At 62.0% G+C, this 16,423-nt stretch carries 16 protein-coding genes and 1 pseudogene; 9 read left to right on the forward strand and 8 right to left on the reverse strand.

Annotated features, from left to right (window positions below):
• Nucleotides 1-41: 41 nt before the first annotated feature.
• Nucleotides 42-932 (forward strand): SMP-30/gluconolactonase/LRE family protein, encoded by an 891-nt coding sequence (locus tag AC07W4_RS15950; protein WP_495033058.1) that lies wholly within the window; start codon nt 42-44, stop codon nt 930-932.
• Between the two features lie 5 nt (nt 933-937).
• Entirely contained in the window at nt 938-1,807 is an 870-nt protein-coding gene (locus AC07W4_RS15955) for an aldose 1-epimerase (protein ID WP_495033059.1), read from the forward strand.
• Between the two features lie 3 nt (nt 1,808-1,810).
• On the opposite strand, the gene AC07W4_RS15960 is transcribed toward AC07W4_RS15955, so the two are convergent.
• The 3 genes from AC07W4_RS15960 to AC07W4_RS15970 form a co-directional block, all read right to left on the reverse strand.
• Complete coding sequence (locus AC07W4_RS15960; protein WP_495033060.1) at nt 1,811-2,611, reverse strand: sulfite exporter TauE/SafE family protein; 801 nt, start codon at nt 2,609-2,611, stop codon at nt 1,811-1,813.
• Between the two features lie 9 nt (nt 2,612-2,620).
• A complete protein-coding gene (locus AC07W4_RS15965) occupies nt 2,621-3,865 on the reverse strand; it encodes an NAD(P)/FAD-dependent oxidoreductase (RefSeq protein WP_495033061.1) in 1,245 nt (414 codons plus the stop codon).
• Nucleotides 3,866-4,030: 165 nt separating this feature from the next.
• Entirely contained in the window at nt 4,031-4,372 is a 342-nt protein-coding gene (locus AC07W4_RS15970) for an ArsR/SmtB family transcription factor (RefSeq protein ID WP_008052731.1), read from the reverse strand.
• A 103-nt stretch (nt 4,373-4,475) separates the two neighbouring features.
• Here AC07W4_RS15970 and AC07W4_RS15975 point away from each other — a divergent pair, with 103 nt between their 5' ends.
• The gene (locus AC07W4_RS15975; protein WP_495033062.1) at nt 4,476-5,339 is read left to right on the forward strand and encodes an MBL fold metallo-hydrolase; all 864 of its coding nucleotides are present in this window, start codon (nt 4,476-4,478) and stop codon (nt 5,337-5,339) included.
• 168 nt (nt 5,340-5,507) lie between these two features.
• Here the strand turns inward: AC07W4_RS15975 and bkdR are convergent, their stop codons facing one another.
• A complete protein-coding gene (bkdR, locus tag AC07W4_RS15980) occupies nt 5,508-5,996 on the reverse strand; it encodes a Bkd operon transcriptional regulator BkdR (protein WP_007976593.1) in 489 nt (162 codons plus the stop codon).
• A gap of 185 nt (nt 5,997-6,181) precedes the next feature.
• On the opposite strand from bkdR, the gene AC07W4_RS15985 reads away from it, so the two are divergent.
• The 5 genes from AC07W4_RS15985 (at nt 6,182) to AC07W4_RS16005 (ending at nt 12,447) form a co-directional block, all read left to right on the forward strand.
• Nucleotides 6,182-7,417 (forward strand): 3-methyl-2-oxobutanoate dehydrogenase (2-methylpropanoyl-transferring) subunit alpha, encoded by a 1,236-nt coding sequence (locus tag AC07W4_RS15985; protein WP_495033063.1) that lies wholly within the window; start codon nt 6,182-6,184, stop codon nt 7,415-7,417.
• A 1-nt stretch (nt 7,418) separates the two neighbouring features.
• Nucleotides 7,419-8,477, forward strand: a complete 1,059-nt coding sequence (locus tag AC07W4_RS15990; RefSeq protein WP_495033064.1) for an alpha-ketoacid dehydrogenase subunit beta — start codon at nt 7,419-7,421, stop codon at nt 8,475-8,477.
• On the forward strand, nt 8,478-9,749 hold the full coding sequence (locus tag AC07W4_RS15995) for a dihydrolipoamide acetyltransferase family protein (protein WP_495033065.1): 1,272 nt from the start codon (nt 8,478-8,480) through the stop codon (nt 9,747-9,749).
• An 18-nt stretch (nt 9,750-9,767) separates the two neighbouring features.
• The gene (gene lpdA, locus AC07W4_RS16000) at nt 9,768-11,150 is read left to right on the forward strand and encodes a dihydrolipoyl dehydrogenase (RefSeq protein WP_495033066.1); all 1,383 of its coding nucleotides are present in this window, start codon (nt 9,768-9,770) and stop codon (nt 11,148-11,150) included.
• A 277-nt stretch (nt 11,151-11,427) separates the two neighbouring features.
• A complete protein-coding gene (locus tag AC07W4_RS16005; protein ID WP_008052737.1) occupies nt 11,428-12,447 on the forward strand; it encodes a branched-chain amino acid aminotransferase in 1,020 nt (339 codons plus the stop codon).
• A gap of 285 nt (nt 12,448-12,732) precedes the next feature.
• On the opposite strand, the gene AC07W4_RS16010 is transcribed toward AC07W4_RS16005, so the two are convergent.
• A complete protein-coding gene (locus tag AC07W4_RS16010) occupies nt 12,733-13,506 on the reverse strand; it encodes an ArsR/SmtB family transcription factor (protein ID WP_495033067.1) in 774 nt (257 codons plus the stop codon).
• 79 nt (nt 13,507-13,585) lie between these two features.
• Between AC07W4_RS16010 and AC07W4_RS16015 the strand changes: the two genes are divergently transcribed.
• Nucleotides 13,586-14,695 carry a cytochrome P450 gene (locus AC07W4_RS16015; RefSeq protein ID WP_495033068.1) on the forward strand — a complete coding sequence of 370 codons (1,110 nt, stop codon included), beginning with the start codon at nt 13,586-13,588 and terminating at the stop codon, nt 14,693-14,695.
• An 11-nt stretch (nt 14,696-14,706) separates the two neighbouring features.
• Here AC07W4_RS16015 and dmeF read toward each other — a convergent pair whose 3' ends face one another.
• The 3 genes and pseudogenes from dmeF to AC07W4_RS16030 all read right to left on the reverse strand — a co-directional run.
• Nucleotides 14,707-15,639: a CDF family Co(II)/Ni(II) efflux transporter DmeF gene (gene dmeF, locus AC07W4_RS16020; protein ID WP_495033069.1), complete on the reverse strand. Its 933-nt coding sequence runs from the start codon at nt 15,637-15,639 to the stop codon at nt 14,707-14,709.
• A 13-nt stretch (nt 15,640-15,652) separates the two neighbouring features.
• On the reverse strand, nt 15,653-15,928 hold the full coding sequence (locus tag AC07W4_RS16025; RefSeq protein ID WP_008052742.1) for a metal/formaldehyde-sensitive transcriptional repressor: 276 nt from the start codon (nt 15,926-15,928) through the stop codon (nt 15,653-15,655).
• Between the two features lie 136 nt (nt 15,929-16,064).
• A pseudogene (locus AC07W4_RS16030) lies at nt 16,065-16,249 on the reverse strand (MEKHLA domain-containing protein); the annotation flags it as partial.
• Between the last annotated feature and the right edge of the window lie 174 nt (nt 16,250-16,423).

Raw genomic sequence — 16,423 nt, forward strand, 5'->3', positions numbered from 1 at the left:
CCGCTTGATCCCCACAACAAAAACCAAGGGAATGAGTTGCCATGCAAGCTCAATTGATTGTCGACGCCCGCAACGCAGTCGGTGAAAGCCCGGTCTGGGTGCCTGAGGAAAACGCCCTGTACTGGGTGGATATTCCCGCCGGCGGTTTACAGCGCTGGAGTGCCGACACCGGGCAGGTGGATACCTGGAAAACCCCGCAGATGCTCGCTTGCATCGCGCGTCATGCCGACGGCGGCTGGGTCGCCGGCATGGAAAGCGGGTTCTTCCGCCTGCATCCGCGCAACGACGGTAGCCTCGACAGTGAACCCTTGGCCCACGTCGACCATGCCCGCGCCGACATGCGCCTGAATGACGGCCGCTGCGATCGTCAAGGACGCTTCTGGGCCGGCAGCATGGTGCTGAACATGAGCGCCAACGCCGCCAACGGTAGGTTGTACCGCTACAGCGCCGGGCAACGCGGGCCACTCGATTCCCGGCTGAGCGGGTTCATCGTGCCCAACGGCCTGGGCTTCAGCCCGGACGGGCGCACGATGTACCTGTCCGACTCCCATCCGCAGATCCAGCAGATCTGGGCCTTCGACTACAACATCGAAACCGGCACCCCTTCCAACCGCCGCGTGTTCGTTGACATGAACGAGCACGAAGGTCGACCCGACGGCGCGGCGGTCGACGCCGATGGCTGCTACTGGATTTGCGCCAACGACGCAGGCTTGATCCACCGCTTTACCCCCGACGGCCGACTTGACCGTTCCCTCGCCGTACCGGTGAAAAAACCCGCCATGTGCGCCTTCGGTGGCCCTCGACTGGACACGCTGTTCGTGACCTCGATCCGCCCCGGCGACGACCATGACCCGCAATCACTGGCCGGGGGCGTGTTCGCGCTCGATCCTGGCGTGAAGGGATTGCCGGAACCGCGATTTCAGGATCAGTGACGACGATGACGCCCGCACTTCTCGAACTCGAAGACGAATACACTCACCTGACACTCGCCCCCGAACTCGGCGCCAGTATCGTCAACTGGACGGTGCGCAGCAGCGGCCAGCCCTTGTTGCGCCACGCCGATGAGCACGCCCTGAACACCGGCCTGCCCGGCAAGCTCGGCTGCTTTCCCTTGATCCCCTGGTCCAACCGCATCGCCGAAGGCGGCTTCGATTGCCCCGATGGCTGGCTGGCACTGGCGCCCAACAGCCTCACCGATCCCCTGCCAATTCATGGCAGCGCCTGGCAGCAGGTGTGGGAGGTGGTTTCTCAAACCCGAGAAGACGTAGTCCTGCAACTCGACAGCAGCGTTCCCTTCGCCTATCGCGCCCGCCAGCGTTTCCATCTGAGCCAGGGCAAGCTAAGCATCGAACTGAGCGTCACCCATCTGGCTGAACGTGCCGCCTGGCATGGTCTGGGCCTGCACCCATACTTGCCGCGCACTGTGAATACTCGCCTACAGGCGCCAGCCCGCGAGGTATGGTTGTGCAATGAGAAAAAACTACCGACGCAACTCAGTGCATTGCCGGTCGAGTGGGATTTTCAGCAGCTCAAGTCATTGCCCGAATCGCTCGTGGACAACGGCTTCTGCGAATGGAACGGCCACTGCCTGATCAGCCAGCCCGACCTCGGATACGAACTGGACTGCCAGGCCACCGGCAGCGATTACTACCTGCTCTACTGTCCCGTGGGCCTGGAGTTTTTCTGCATCGAACCGGTGAGTCACCCGGTCAACGCGCACCACCTGCCCGGCCGGCCGGGGTTACGCTTACTGGAACAGGGTCAGTCCGCGGAACTGGGTTTCAACCTGCAATACCGAGCACTCTGAAACTCAGGCGCGGATCAACATATAGACGGCGACAATCAGGCAGACACTGGCGAACCCAAGCTGCAACGCCCGCGCCGGCACCCGGGCGCAGAGCTTGCGGCCGATGATCATGCCGACGATGCTGGAGACGATGAAGGCAATGCCCAAACCGTCGATGCGCACCCCGGCATTGAACGCGCCGATCACGCCGATGGCCGAAATCAGGCTGATCACCATCAGCGAGGTGGCGATGATTCCGCGCATCTGCACGTCGGTCAGTTGCTTGAAGGCCGGGACAATCAGAAAGCCGCCGCCCACCCCCAGCAATCCCGAGACCACGCCGGTCACTGCCCCGAGCGCGGCGAGGGTCGCGGTGCATTTGGCGGTCCAGGAAAAGCGCCCGGTCTGTTGATCGAGCATGCAGTTCTTCTGGCCCCAGTTGGCCTGACCATGATCGCTGGGACCCTCGTCCTTGCGCTCACGGCGCAACATCCGCCAGGCCACCATGACCATCAGCAGGCTGAACAGGATCATCAGGATTTTTTCCGGCAACCGGTGGGCAAAGTAGATGCCCAGCGGCGAAAACACCGCACCCAGCGCGGCGATCAGCAGCGCCGCGCGATAACGCACCAGGCCGTGGCGCAATCCGTCGATGGCACCGACCGCCGCCGCACTGCCCACCGCGAACAACGCCACCGGAGCGGCCTGGGTCATGCTCCAGCCCAACCCCAACACCAGGGCCGGGACCGCAAGGATACCGCCGCCAGCGCCAGTCAAGCCGAGCACCAACCCCATCACTACACCAAACAGACTTGCCAGCAACATAGGGAGTTCTCAGTCGACCTTGGTCACACGTGTCAGCCACTCGCGGCCCTTGAGCATGCCGTTCCAGTAGAACCACGGTAGCAGTGTCGCCTTCAGCCACCACGCCGAGCGGCGCGGGGTCGTCGGGTCAAGGGGAAAAGTCGGCAGCAGCTTGCCCGCGTACCCGAACTCGGCAAGGATCACCTTGCCTTTCTCAACCGTCAGCGGGCAGGAGCCATAGCCGTCGTACTTCAGCGGCAACGGCTGCCGCTTGCGCAAGGCCAACAGGTTTTCGGCGACCACCACGATCTGCTTGCGCACCGCCGCGGCGGTTTTTGCATTGGTGGTGCCGCAGATATCGCCCAGCGCAAAGACATCGGGATAACGCGGATGCTGCAGGCTGTGGGGGTCGACCTCGCACCAGCCGGCGGCGTCGGCCAGCGGACTGCAGGCGACGAAATCCGCAGCCACCTGAGGCGGAACGACATGCAGCAGGTCAAAGGCCTTTGCCTGGCGGGTGACATTGCCGTCGGCATCCCTGATGTCGAACCACGCGGTTTTCGCCGGGCCATCGACCTTGATCAGGTTGGTGTTGAAGGCCAACCGGGCTTTGTACTTCTCGATGTACTTCATCAGCGGCGGGACAAAGGTCGGCACTCCGAACAGCGCCGCGCCCGCCAGATTGAATTCGACGTCGATGTTGTTCAGCACACCGCTCTTGCGCCAGTGATCGCAGGACAGGTACAGCGCCTTTTGTGGCGCGCCGGCACATTTGATCGGCATCGCCGGCTGGGTGAACAGCACCTTGCCGCCGCGCAATTTCTGCACCTGGTCCCAGGTGTAGGTCGCGTGTCGGTAGCTGTAATTGGAGGTCACGCCGTGCTGGCCGAGGGTGTCCTCCAGGCCTTCGATTTTCTCCCAGGCAAGACGCAGGCCGGGGCAGACCACCAGGTTTTGATAGCTGACCGTACGCGCGTCCCCGAGGGTGAGTTGGCGCTTGTCGGGATCGATACCCGTCACGGCAGCCTGCAGCCAATGGGCCCCGCGCGGCATCACCGACGCCATCGGCCGCACGGTGTTTTCCACGTTGTAGGCACCACCGCCGACCAGCGTCCAGGCGGGTTGATAGTAGTGCCGGGAGTCGGGTTCGATCACGGTGATGTTCAGGTGCGGGCTACGCTTGAGCAGGCTGGCGACCAAGCCGATGCCTGCGGTGCCGCCGCCGATGACCACGATATCTGCACTGATGGATGGGCCCCAGTGTTGATCGTTCATTGCTTGTTCCTTTTGCTGCACGCAAGGATTTTTCCAGTCAACACACAAAACTACTGTGGGAGCGGGCTTGCCCGCGATGACGTCAGGTCAGTCGCCATTTATGTTGGATGTGCCGGCCCCATCGCGGGCAAGCCCGCTCCCACAGGTTCGGTGTATTGAACAAGATCAAGGTTGAACCCAGCTTTTAAGCACCGCCCCGCAATACAGCCCGGAGAGGGTTTTCATCACCTGGATCACTTCGTGACTGGCGAGACCGTAAAAAATGTACTTGCCTTCACGACGGGTGGCGACCAGTCCTTCATCGCGCAGGATCCCCAATTGCTGGGACAGGGTCGGTTGGCGCACGCCGGTCATTTTTTCCAGCTCGCCCACATTGCGTTCGCCCTGGGTCAACTGGCACAGGATCAACAGGCGATCCTCATTGGCCAGGGCCTTGAGCAGCGCACATGCCTTGGAGGCCGAGGCGCGCAGTTGGGCGACTTCACATTCGTTCAGACTGGATTGCATTTGCAGGATGCCTTCAACGTCACTTAAGCTGCGAACATTATGTCTTTACATAAAGTGTTGCAACCCATGACTGACTTTTCTCCCCCTGCACAGGTTCGTGTCCATGCCCGCGCTGATTGAAGCTTTCCTCGACCCCGCCTCCTCGACCTACAGCTACGTGGTCTACGAGGCCGATGGCGGGCAGTGTGCGATTGTCGATCCGGTGCTCGATTACGACGGTGCCGCCGGGCGTATCGCGACCACCCAGGCCGACAGGATCATCGCCTTCGTGCGCGCCCATCAGTTGCAAGTGCAATGGCTGCTGGAAACCCACGCCCATGCCGATCACTTGTCCGCCGCACCGTATCTGCGCGGGGTGCTTGGCGGCAAAATCGCTATTGGCGAGTCGATCAGCAAGGTCCAGGACGTGTTCAAGGTGCTGTTCAATCTGGAGCCATCCTTTCGCATCGACGGTTCCCAGTTCGATCACCTCTTCGCCCCCGACGAATCGTTCATGATCGGCAACCTCAAGGCGACCGCCCTGCACGTGCCCGGCCATACCCCGGCGGACATGGCCTACCTGATCGGCAACGATGTGATCCTGGTCGGCGATACGCTGTTCATGCCGGACGTGGGCACCGCGCGCTGCGACTTTCCCGGTGGCAATGCCAACCAGATGTACGCCTCGATCCACAAGCTGTTGGCCTTCCCCGCCGATGTGCGTCTCTACATCTGCCACGATTATCCGCCCGAGGGCCGCGTACCTGAATGCATGACCACCGTCGGTGAACAGCGCAAAAACAACATTCACGTACGCGACGGCATCGACGAAAACGCCTTCGTGGAAATGCGCACCCGGCGCGATGCGGGGTTGGGCATGCCGACGCTGCTATTGCCGGCGATTCAGGTAAATGTGCGGGCGGGGGAACTGCCGCCGGCAGAGGACAATGGCGTGACTTACCTGAAAATCCCCCTGAACAAATTCTGACCCTGTAGCAGCTGTCGAGCACCGCGAGGCAGCGTTCGGCGGCGCAGCCGTCGTCATCCGGCTGACGCGGTTTGCCGGAAAGAATTCGGTCGCAGGTTTTACGACGGCTCTGCCGCCGAACGCTGCCTCGCGTTGCTCGACAGCTGCTACGGGTACGGGGGCTTGCGTTTAATTGCCCAAAGTCAGGCCGTTCGCCGGCAACGGCAATGCCGTTTTATAGCGCACCTGCTTGAGCGCAAAGCTCGAACGGATGTTCGCCACCCCCGGCACCTTGGTCAGAAAGTCCATCATGAAGCGCTCCAGCGACTGGATGGTCGGCACCAGCACCCGGATCAGGTAGTCCGGGTCGCCGGCCATCAGGTAGCACTCCATCACTTCGGGGCGATCGGAAATCGCCTCTTCGAAATGCTGCAACGCCTCCTCCACCTGCTTCTCCAGGCTGACGTGAATGAACACGTTCACATGCAGCCCCAGCAGGTCGGCGTCCAGCAGCGTCACTTGCTCGCGAATCACCCCCAGCTCTTCCATGGCCTTGACCCGGTTGAAACACGGCGTCGGCGACAGGTTCACCGAACGCGCCAGGTCGGCGTTGGTGATGCGCGCATTCTCCTGAAGGCTGTTGAGAATGCCGATGTCGGTACGGTCCAGTTTACGCATGAGACAAAACCACCTGTTTTTTATGTTTATGCAGGTTTTTTATCTGCAAATGATCTTCAGCGCAACGAAACAGAGAGAAATATTCTTCTTGGCCGGGCCTATGATTGTTGTAGGACAAGATTTCTTCTACCGAACGAAATCTGTCAGCTCACTACAAGAAATTCACAAGATCGAGCGTAGAAGCCATGACCCAAGCGTATGAACCGCTGCGCCTGCACGTCCCTGAACCCTCGGGCCGTCCAGGATGCAAAACCGACTTCTCCTACCTGCACCTGACCGATGCCGGCATGGTGCGCAAACCCCAAATCGACGTTGAACCGGCTGACACCGCTGATCTGGCCCGCGGCCTGATCCGTGTGCTCGACGACCAGGGCAACGCCCACGGCCCCTGGGCTGAAGACGTACCGGTGGCGATAATGCGCAAGGGCATGCGCGCCATGCTCAAGACGCGGATCTACGACAACCGCATGGTGGTCGCCCAGCGTCAGAAAAAAATGTCGTTCTACATGCAGAGCCTTGGCGAAGAAGCCATCGGCAGCGCTCAGGCCCTGGCCCTGAACATCGACGACATGTGCTTCCCGACCTACCGCCAGCAAAGCATCCTGATGGCCCGCGACGTACCGCTGGTCGACCTGATCTGCCAGCTGCTGTCCAACGAGCGCGATCCGCTCAAGGGCCGGCAATTGCCGATCATGTACTCGGTCAAGGACGCCGGTTTCTTCACCATTTCCGGCAACCTCGCCACCCAGTTCATTCAGGGCGTGGGCTGGGGCATGGCCTCGGCGATCAAGGGCGACACCAAAATCGCTTCGGCGTGGATCGGTGACGGCGCCACCGCCGAGTCGGACTTCCACACCGCCCTGACGTTCGCCCACGTGTACCGCGCGCCGGTGATCCTCAACGTGGTCAACAACCAGTGGGCCATTTCGACCTTCCAGGCGATTGCCGGTGGTGAAGCCACCACCTTCGCCGGTCGTGGCGTCGGTTGCGGCATTGCCTCCCTGCGGGTCGATGGCAACGACTTCGTCGCGGTCTACGCCGCCTCTGCCTGGGCCGCCGAACGAGCGCGCCGCGGTCTCGGCCCGACCATGATCGAATGGGTCACCTACCGCGCCGGCCCGCACTCGACGTCTGATGATCCTTCCAAATACCGTCCCGCCGATGACTGGAGCCACTTCCCGCTGGGTGATCCGATCGCGCGCCTCAAGCAGCACCTGATCAAGATCGGCCAGTGGTCCGAAGAGGAACACGCCGCCGTCAGCGCCGAACTGGAAGCCGAAGTGATCGCCGCACAGAAAGAAGCCGAACAGTACGGCACCCTTGCCGGCGGCCAGATTCCGAGCGCCGCGACCATGTTCGAAGACGTCTATAAAGAGATGCCGGAGCACTTGAAGCGCCAGCGCCAAGAGTTGGGGATCTGACATGAACGATCACAACAACAATATCGAGCTGGAAACCGCCATGACCACGACCACCATGACCATGATCCAGGCCCTGCGCTCGGCCATGGATGTGATGCTTGAACGGGACGAAAACGTCGTGGTCTTCGGCCAGGACGTTGGCTACTTCGGCGGCGTGTTCCGCTGCACCGAAGGCCTGCAGAACAAGTACGGTACCTCCCGGGTGTTCGACGCGCCGATCTCCGAAAGCGGCATCGTCGGTGTCGCCGTGGGCATGGGTGCCTACGGTCTGCGTCCCGTAGCTGAAATCCAGTTCGCCGACTACGTCTACCCTGCCTCCGACCAGATCATTTCCGAAGCCGCCCGCCTGCGTTATCGCTCGGCCGGCGAGTTCACCGCGCCGATGACCCTGCGCATGCCTTGCGGTGGCGGCATCTACGGCGGCCAGACCCACAGCCAGAGCATCGAGGCGATGTTCACCCAGGTCTGCGGCTTGCGCACGGTAATGCCGTCCAACCCGTACGACGCCAAGGGCCTGTTGATCGCTTCCATCGAAAACGATGACCCGGTGATCTTCCTCGAACCGAAACGCCTGTACAACGGCCCGTTCGACGGCCACCACGACCGCCCGGTAACCCCGTGGTCCAAGCACCCCGCCGCACAAGTGCCGGACGGTTACTACACCGTGCCGCTGGATGTCGCCGCCATCACCCGTCCGGGCAAGGACGTCACCGTGCTGACCTACGGCACCACCGTGTACGTATCGCAAGTCGCTGCTGAAGAAAGCGGCGTTGACGCCGAAGTCATCGACCTGCGCAGCCTGTGGCCGCTGGATCTGGAAACCATCGTCAAATCGGTGAAAAAGACCGGCCGTTGCGTGGTGGTGCACGAAGCAACCCGTACCTGCGGCTTTGGTGCCGAACTGGTGTCGCTGGTGCAAGAGCATTGCTTCCACCACCTGGAAGCGCCGATCGAACGCGTCACCGGTTGGGACACCCCTTACCCGCACGCGCAAGAGTGGGCGTATTTCCCAGGCCCGTCCCGAGTGGGCGCGGCGTTGAAACGGGTCATGGAGGTCTGAATGGGCACGCACGTCATTAAAATGCCGGACATTGGTGAAGGCATTGCAGAAGTTGAATTGTCGGTATGGCACGTCAAGGTCGGCGACATGGTCGTCGAAGATCAGGTGCTGGCCGATGTGATGACCGACAAGGCGATGGTCGATATCCCGTCGCCGGTGCATGGCAAGGTGATTGCCCTCGGTGGTCAGCCAGGCGAAGTCATGGCCGTTGGCAGTGTGCTGATCAGCATTGAAGTCGAAGGCGCGGGCAACGTTAAGGAATCGGCGCAGCCGGCTCCCGTTAAAGAAGCCCCGGTGGCCGCACCCAAAATTGAAGCCGTGGTTGAAAGCAAACCGGTCGCGGCCCCGGCACCGAAAGCTGCCGTATGCCAGGGCCCGATGGTTGCTCGCCAGGCCGATGAGCGTCCGCTGGCCTCCCCGGCCGTGCGCAAGCATGCGCTGGACCTCGGCATTCAATTGCGCCTGGTGCGGGGCACTGGCCCCGCCGGCCGCGTACTGCATGAAGACCTCGACGCCTACCTGGCTCAGGGTCAGTCGAATGCATCGACGGTCAGCAGCGCTTACACCCAGCGCACCGATGAACAGCAGATCCCGGTGATCGGCATGCGCCGCAAGATCGCCCAGCGGATGCAGGACGCCACCCAGCGCGCCGCCCACTTCAGCTACGTCGAAGAAATCGACGTCACCGCCGTGGAAGAGCTGCGTGCGCACCTCAATGAAAAACACGGCGCGACCCGCGGCAAGCTGACCTTGCTGCCGTTCCTGGTCCGCGCCATGGTCGTCGCCCTGCGCGACTTCCCGCAGATCAACGCCCGTTATGACGATGAGGCACAGGTCATCACCCGCCTCGGCGCCGTGCATGTCGGTATTGCCACGCAAGCCGATATTGGCCTGATGGTGCCGGTGGTACGTCACGCCGAAGCCCGCAGCCTGTGGGACAGCGCGGCGGAAATCACTCGCCTGGCCACCGCCGCGCGCAATGGCAAGGCCAGCCGCGACGAGCTGTCCGGCTCGAGCATCACCCTGACCAGCCTCGGCGCCTTGGGCGGCATCGTCAGCACGCCGGTGCTGAACCTGCCGGAAGTGGCGATTGTCGGCGTGAACAAGATCGTCGAACGGCCGATGGTGATCAAAGGCCAGATCGTGATCCGCAAGATGATGAACCTCTCCAGCTCCTTCGATCACCGCGTGGTCGACGGCATGGACGCGGCGCTCTTCATCCAGGCCATTCGTGGCCTGCTCGAGCAACCCGCCACGCTCTTTGTCGATTAAGCATTTGTGGAGAAAGTCATGCAGACCCTGAACACCACGCTGCTGATCATCGGCGGCGGCCCCGGCGGTTATGTGACGGCGATCCGTGCCGGCCAGCTGGGCATCCCGACAATCCTGGTGGAAGGCCAATCCCTGGGCGGCACCTGCCTGAACATCGGCTGCATTCCGTCCAAGGCACTGATTCACGTCGCCGAGCAGTTCCATCAAACGCAACACCATAGCCAGCTTTCGGCCCTGGGCATCAGCGTTTCGGCGCCGACCCTCGACATCACCAAGAGCGTCGAATGGAAAGACGGCATCGTCGATCGCCTGACCACCGGCGTTGCCGCACTGCTGAAAAAGAACAAGGTCCAGGTCGTTCAAGGCTGGGCCAACGTGGTTGACGGTAAAACCGTCGAGGTCGGCGACACACGCATCCTGTGCGAGCACCTGGTGCTGGCCACCGGTTCGAAAAGCGTGAACCTGCCGATGTTGCCGATTGGTGGGCCGATCATCTCGTCCACCGAAGCCCTGGCGCCGACATCCGTGCCCAAGCGCTTGATTGTGGTCGGCGGCGGCTACATCGGTCTGGAGCTGGGCATTGCCTATCGCAAGCTCGGCGCCGAGGTCAGCGTGGTGGAAGCGCAGGAGCGCATCCTGCCGGCCTACGACGCCGAGCTGACTCAACCGGTGCACGACGAACTGAGAAAACTCGGCGTGAAGCTTTACTTGAAACATAGCGTTCAAGGCTTTGATTCAAAAGAAAATACCTTGCAAGTACTGGCTCCGAACGGCGCGACCCTGAACCTGGAAACCGACCAGGTGCTGGTGGCCGTCGGTCGCAAGCCGAACACCCAGGGCTGGAATCTCGAAGCGCTGAACCTGGACATGAACGGTTCGTCGATCAGGATCGACAACCGCTGCCAGACCAGCATGCGCAACGTGTACGCTATCGGTGACCTGAGCGGCGAACCGATGCTCGCCCACCGGGCCATGGCCCAGGGCGAGATGGTCGCCGAGCTGATCAGCGGTAAGTCCCGCGAGTTCAACCCGACCGCCATCGCCGCCGTGTGCTTCACCGACCCGGAACTGGTGGTGGTCGGCAAGACACCGGACGAGGCCAACGCCGCAGGTTGGGACTGCATCGTGTCGAGCTTCCCGTTCGCCGCCAATGGCCGGGCGATGACCCTGGAGTCGAAAAGCGGCTTCGTGCGGGTGGTCGCCCGCCGCGACAATCATGTAATTGTCGGCTGGCAGGCGGTGGGCGTCGGTGTATCGGAATTGTCCACGGCGTTTGCGCAAAGCCTTGAGATGGGCGCGCGGCTGGAAGACATCGGCGGCACCATCCATGCGCACCCGACGCTGGGTGAGGCGGTGCAGGAAGCGGCGTTGCGTGCCCTTGGCCACGCGCTGCATCTCTGAACCGAACGCAGAACCCCGTAGCAGCTGACGAGCACCGCGAGGCAGCGTTCGGCGACGAAGTCGACGCAAAACCTGCCATCGCATGCTTTCAGGCATACCGAGTCAGCCGAATTGCGACGGCTACGCCGCCGAACGCTGCCTCGCTTTGCTCGACAGCTGCTACAAGGATCGAATTGCGGGCTGCGAAACCAGCCCGGAATGAAGTATTGTTGTCCCCATCCAAAAAACGTCAGAAGCCTTGAACCGTTTCGGCGGTTGTTAAGTGATAGAGGGTGTCATGGGTAACGAAAGCATCAATTGGGACAAGCTGGGTTTTGACTACATCAAGACCGACAAGCGCTATCTGTCGTACTTTCGCAATGGCGAGTGGGACAAAGGCACCCTGACCGAAGATAACGTGCTGCACATCAGTGAAGGCTCCACTGCCCTTCACTATGGCCAGCAATGCTTCGAAGGCATGAAGGCCTATCGTTGCAAGGACGGCTCGATCAACCTGTTCCGCCCGGACCAGAACGCCCTGCGCATGCAGCGCAGCTGCGCTCGCCTGCTGATGCCGCAGGTGGAAACCGAGCAGTTCATCGAAGCCTGCAAGGCAGTGGTCCGTGCCAACGAGCGTTTCATTCCACCGTACGGCACCGGCGGCGCGCTGTACCTGCGCCCGTTCGTGATCGGCGTGGGTGACAACATCGGCGTGCGTACCGCCCCCGAGTTCATCTTCTCGATCTTCTGCATTCCGGTCGGCGCCTACTTCAAGGGCGGCCTGACCCCGCACAACTTCCAGATTTCCAGCTACGACCGCGCCGCGCCACAAGGCACCGGTGCCGCCAAGGTCGGTGGCAACTACGCCGCCAGCCTGATGCCGGGCTCCAAGGCCAAGAAAGCCCACTTCGCCGACGCCATCTACCTGGATCCGATGACCCACACCAAGATCGAGGAAGTCGGTTCGGCCAACTTCTTCGGGATCACCCACGACAACAAGTTCGTGACCCCGAACTCGCCATCGGTACTGCCGGGCATCACCCGTCTGTCGCTGATCGAGCTGGCCAAGACCCGTCTGGGCCTGGAAGTGATCGAAGGCGACGTGTTCATCGACAAGCTCTCCGACTTCAAGGAAGCCGGTGCTTGCGGCACTGCGGCGGTGATCACGCCAATCGGCGGCATCGACTACAACGACCACCTGCATGTGTTCCACAGCGAAACCGAAGTCGGCCCGGTCACCCAGAAGCTCTACAAAGAGCTGACCGGCGTGCAAACCGGCGACATCGAAGCGCCAGCGGGCTGGATCGTCAAGGTTTGACCTGACGCCAGACGCACAAAAGCCCCCCATCGGGTGACCGACGGGGGGCTTTTTGTTTGCATCGTACTGACGAATCCACCACTCCCCCCTGTGGGAGCGGGCTTGCTCGCGAAGGGGCCGTCAGATTCGACATCATCATTGCCTGACACACCGCTTTCGCGAGCAAGCCCGCTCCCACATTGGATTTTGGTATGCCATAGATCCTGCAAACACCACAATCCCTGTGGGAGCGGGCTTGCCCGCGAAGGCAGTATGTCAGTCACCACAGAAGCAACCGGAAAAATGCTATTGATCGTTAATGGATGCACCTGGTGTGGTCGCAGCTGCCGCGATGGGTGATCTTTTGCCATTGCCTTCAACCAGCAGCGGCAACTCAACCCCGAACCGCCCCGCTACCTCCTTGCGCCCCAACGCCGTCAACGCCAACGCCCGACTGTCCAGATCCTGGGTCACCCACTTGCGCTTGAGCGCCGTTTGCAGCAACGCCGCGCCCAGCGACCCGCCCAGATGTGGCCGGCGCATGCTCCAGTCCAGGCACGGGCAGGCAAAACGGCGACGCAAGGTGCTCAAGTCCTGTACCTCGATCCCGAGCCCTTGAAACATTGCCGTACCGCTGTCGCTCAAGCGATAGGCCTGTTCGTCGGTTTCTTCAAGCCAGCCCGCTTCAAGCATCCGGTCATGCAACAGCACCGCCAGGGTTCCCGCCATGTGGTCGTAGCAGGTGCGGGCAAATTGCAGGCGATCCGGGGTCCGCGCCTGGAACCTCGGCGCTGTGTGCTGGCCGATCACCATCAGTGCCTCCAGGGCCTGGGCCACGCGTTTGTCCGCCAGGCTGTAATAGCGGTGACGTCCCTGAACGTGCAGCCGCACCAGCGCCAGTTCCTTGAGTCTGGCCAGGTGGGCACTGGCGGTCGACGCGCTGACTTCGGCCACCGCCGCCAGTTCGGTGCTGGTGCGGGCGTGGCCGTCCATCAGCGAGCATAGGATTTTCGTCCGCGCCGGCTCAGCGATCGCTGCCGCCACTTGCGAGACGCCGATGTCGTGTTGTTCTGCGCTCATATTTCGCTCCCGGACGAATCAACGCCTTTTCCGACTGGAGATAGTAGCAACACTTTCCAACAACAAAAGGCTGTGACCCATGGACCCGATCATCGCTGCGACTCATGCCGATCCCTATCCCTACTACGCACAACTGCGTGCCAACGGTGGGCTGACTTTTCATCCGGGGCTGAACCTGTGGGTGGCCAGCAGCGCCCGGGCGGTGGCCGCCGTGCTGGCGCATCCCGATTGCCACGTTCGACCCGCGCAGGAGCCAGTCCCCAAGGCGATCGCCCACGGCATGGCCGGCCAGGTGTTCGGCCAATTGATGCGCATGAATGAAGGTGAACGCCAGCGTTGCCCACGATCGGCGATTGCGCCGGGGCTGGAATGGGTCAATGAGCGGGAAGTCGAGGCCTTGGTCAGCGCCCGATTGATCACCGCCGACGCCGCTGGCCTGTACAACGCCATGTTTCGCGGACCGGTGTGCGTGGTGGCGGCGTCGTTGGGGTTCACCCCGGCCCAGGGCCGCGCCATCAGCGAGTTGACGGCGGATTTCGTCGCCTGCCTGTCGCCCTTGAGTGACGCGGCACAATTGACCGCCGCCCACGCCGCCGCCGAACAGTTGAGCGGTTACTTCATCGAATTGCTCGACGATCCGCACAACCACAGCCCTTTGCTTGCAGGTATCGTCCAGCGCTTCGCCTGCGGCGCGCCGCAAACCCTGATCGCCAATCTGATCGGCCTGTTCTCCCAGACCCTGGAGGCCACTGCCGGGCTGATCGGCAACGCTGTGCTGGCATTGATTCAACATCCGTCGCTGCGCAGCGAATCCCCCCCTGTCGAAGACCTGCTGGCCGAAGTGCAGCGCTTCGACCCGCCGGTACAGAACACCCGCCGCTTCGTCGCCGCCCCCTGCGAGATTGACGGTGTGAGGCTGAACGTCGCAGACGTGATCCTGGTGCTGCTGGCCTCGGCCAATCGCGACCCGCAGCTCAACGACGACCCCGACACCTTCCTGCTCGACCGCCCTGACCGGCGCAGTTTCACCTTCGGTGCGGGGCGTCATCAATGTCCGGGGCAGCGCCTGGCGATAAGCATTGCCGGCGCCACGCTCAAGCAGTTTCTGGCGATGCGGCCGGCACTGGAGCAGTTGAAATGGCAATACCGCCCTTCCACGAATGGACGGATTCCACTGTTCAACGACTGAGGGAAAACCGCTCAAGCCGTACGGTATTCGACGGTCAGGTGAGACAGTTCATGGACCGGCGCCAGGCGTTCGCGAATGGTGTCGGCACTGACATTGGCCGCGGCCACAACGCTGACAATCGCGGCCCGCGCCTGGGGGCCGACCTGCCAGACATGCAGATCGCTGATGCGCACATCGTCCGATGACTCCAGTAGTTCACGAATTTCATCGGCAACGTGTTCATCCGTGACATCGAGCAACACCGCAGCGCTGTCACGCATCAATCCAACGGCCCATTTCGCGATCACGATGGCGCCCACGATGCCCATCACCGGGTCCAGCCACACCCACCCCAGATAGCGCCCGGCCAGCAATGCGGCAATCGCCAGCACCGAGGTCAAGGCATCGGCCAGCACGTGGACATAGGCAGAGCGCAGGTTGTTGTCGTGATGGTGATGATGGCCGTGGTCATGGCTATGTCCGTGATCGTGACCATGATGACCGTGGTCGCCCGCCAGCAAAAAGGCACTGGCTATGTTCACCGCCAGCCCCACCACCGCAATCACCGTCGCTTCGGTGAATGCCACGGTCGTTGGCTGAAACAGGCGATAAACGGACTCGCCGGCAATGCCGATCGCCACCAGACCCAGCACCATGGCCGAGGCAAAACCGGCGAGATCCCCGACCTTGCCGGTGCCGAAGCTGTAACGCGCGTTATTGGCATTGCGCCGCGCGAATCCATAGGCCGCCGCTGCGATGCCCAAGGCCCCGGCATGGGTGGCCATGTGAAAACCATCGGCCAGCAGCGCCATGGAACCTGTGATGCAACCGGCGGCAATTTCGCCAATCATCATCACGAACGTCAGCGCCACCACCCACAAGGTGCGTCGGGCGTTTTCATCATGGGATGCGCCGAGAAACACATGGTCGTGGGCAAAACGCGACGCCTGGGGTGTCTGCTTCATGGAGTTCAGGCCTCTATTTGGCATAACGGCGGATGGCCAGCAACAAGTCTTCCACGCCCTGGGCGCGATCCTCATCGCTCAAGTCCGGATGGGCCACGTGCTCGCGGGCGTGGGCGTCGATGAACTGCTCCAGCAGACCATTGACCGCGCCCCGGATGGCGGCGACCAGGTGCAGGGTCTTGGCGCAATCGGCATCGGACTCAAGCGCCCGCTCCACGGCCTCCACCTGCCCGGCAATCCGTCTGACTCGCTTGATCAGGTCATCCTTGTGTTCGTGAATGTGCGACATACCTATACCCCCTACCCCTATATAGCGCGTATGTTCGCCAATAGAGCGGAGGCAAGCAAGGCACAACCAGATGATTGGTTGGTTTGGCGTGAAATCGATTTTCGCCGACCAGTTGCCCGCTAAACGCTTGGGGTCATCACCCCAACTGCCCAACCCGCCCCGCATCCGGCCAGAACAATGCCGCCTGCCCTTGACGCCCCCCATCGACTCCACCAACGTCCACACTTTGCCTTCCCGATCGACCCGATAGCCACTGTAACCATGAGCAATGCCATTGGCCGTGACCTGCTCCAGCAGGGCCTGGCGCAGGGCGCGGTCCAGTGCCTAATGAAGCAATTTCAGCCGCGACACCCTTTGTAGCAGCTGCCGAGCCCGCGAGGCTGCGTTCGGCTGCGAAGCAGTCGCAAAATCAGTAATCGCGGTACGTCAGGCAGGCCGCGTCAGCTGGACTCACGACTGCTATGCAGCCGAACGCAGCCTCGCGGGCTCTGCAGC

This window comes from Pseudomonas sp. GW821-FHT02A08 (genome assembly GCF_059422045.1).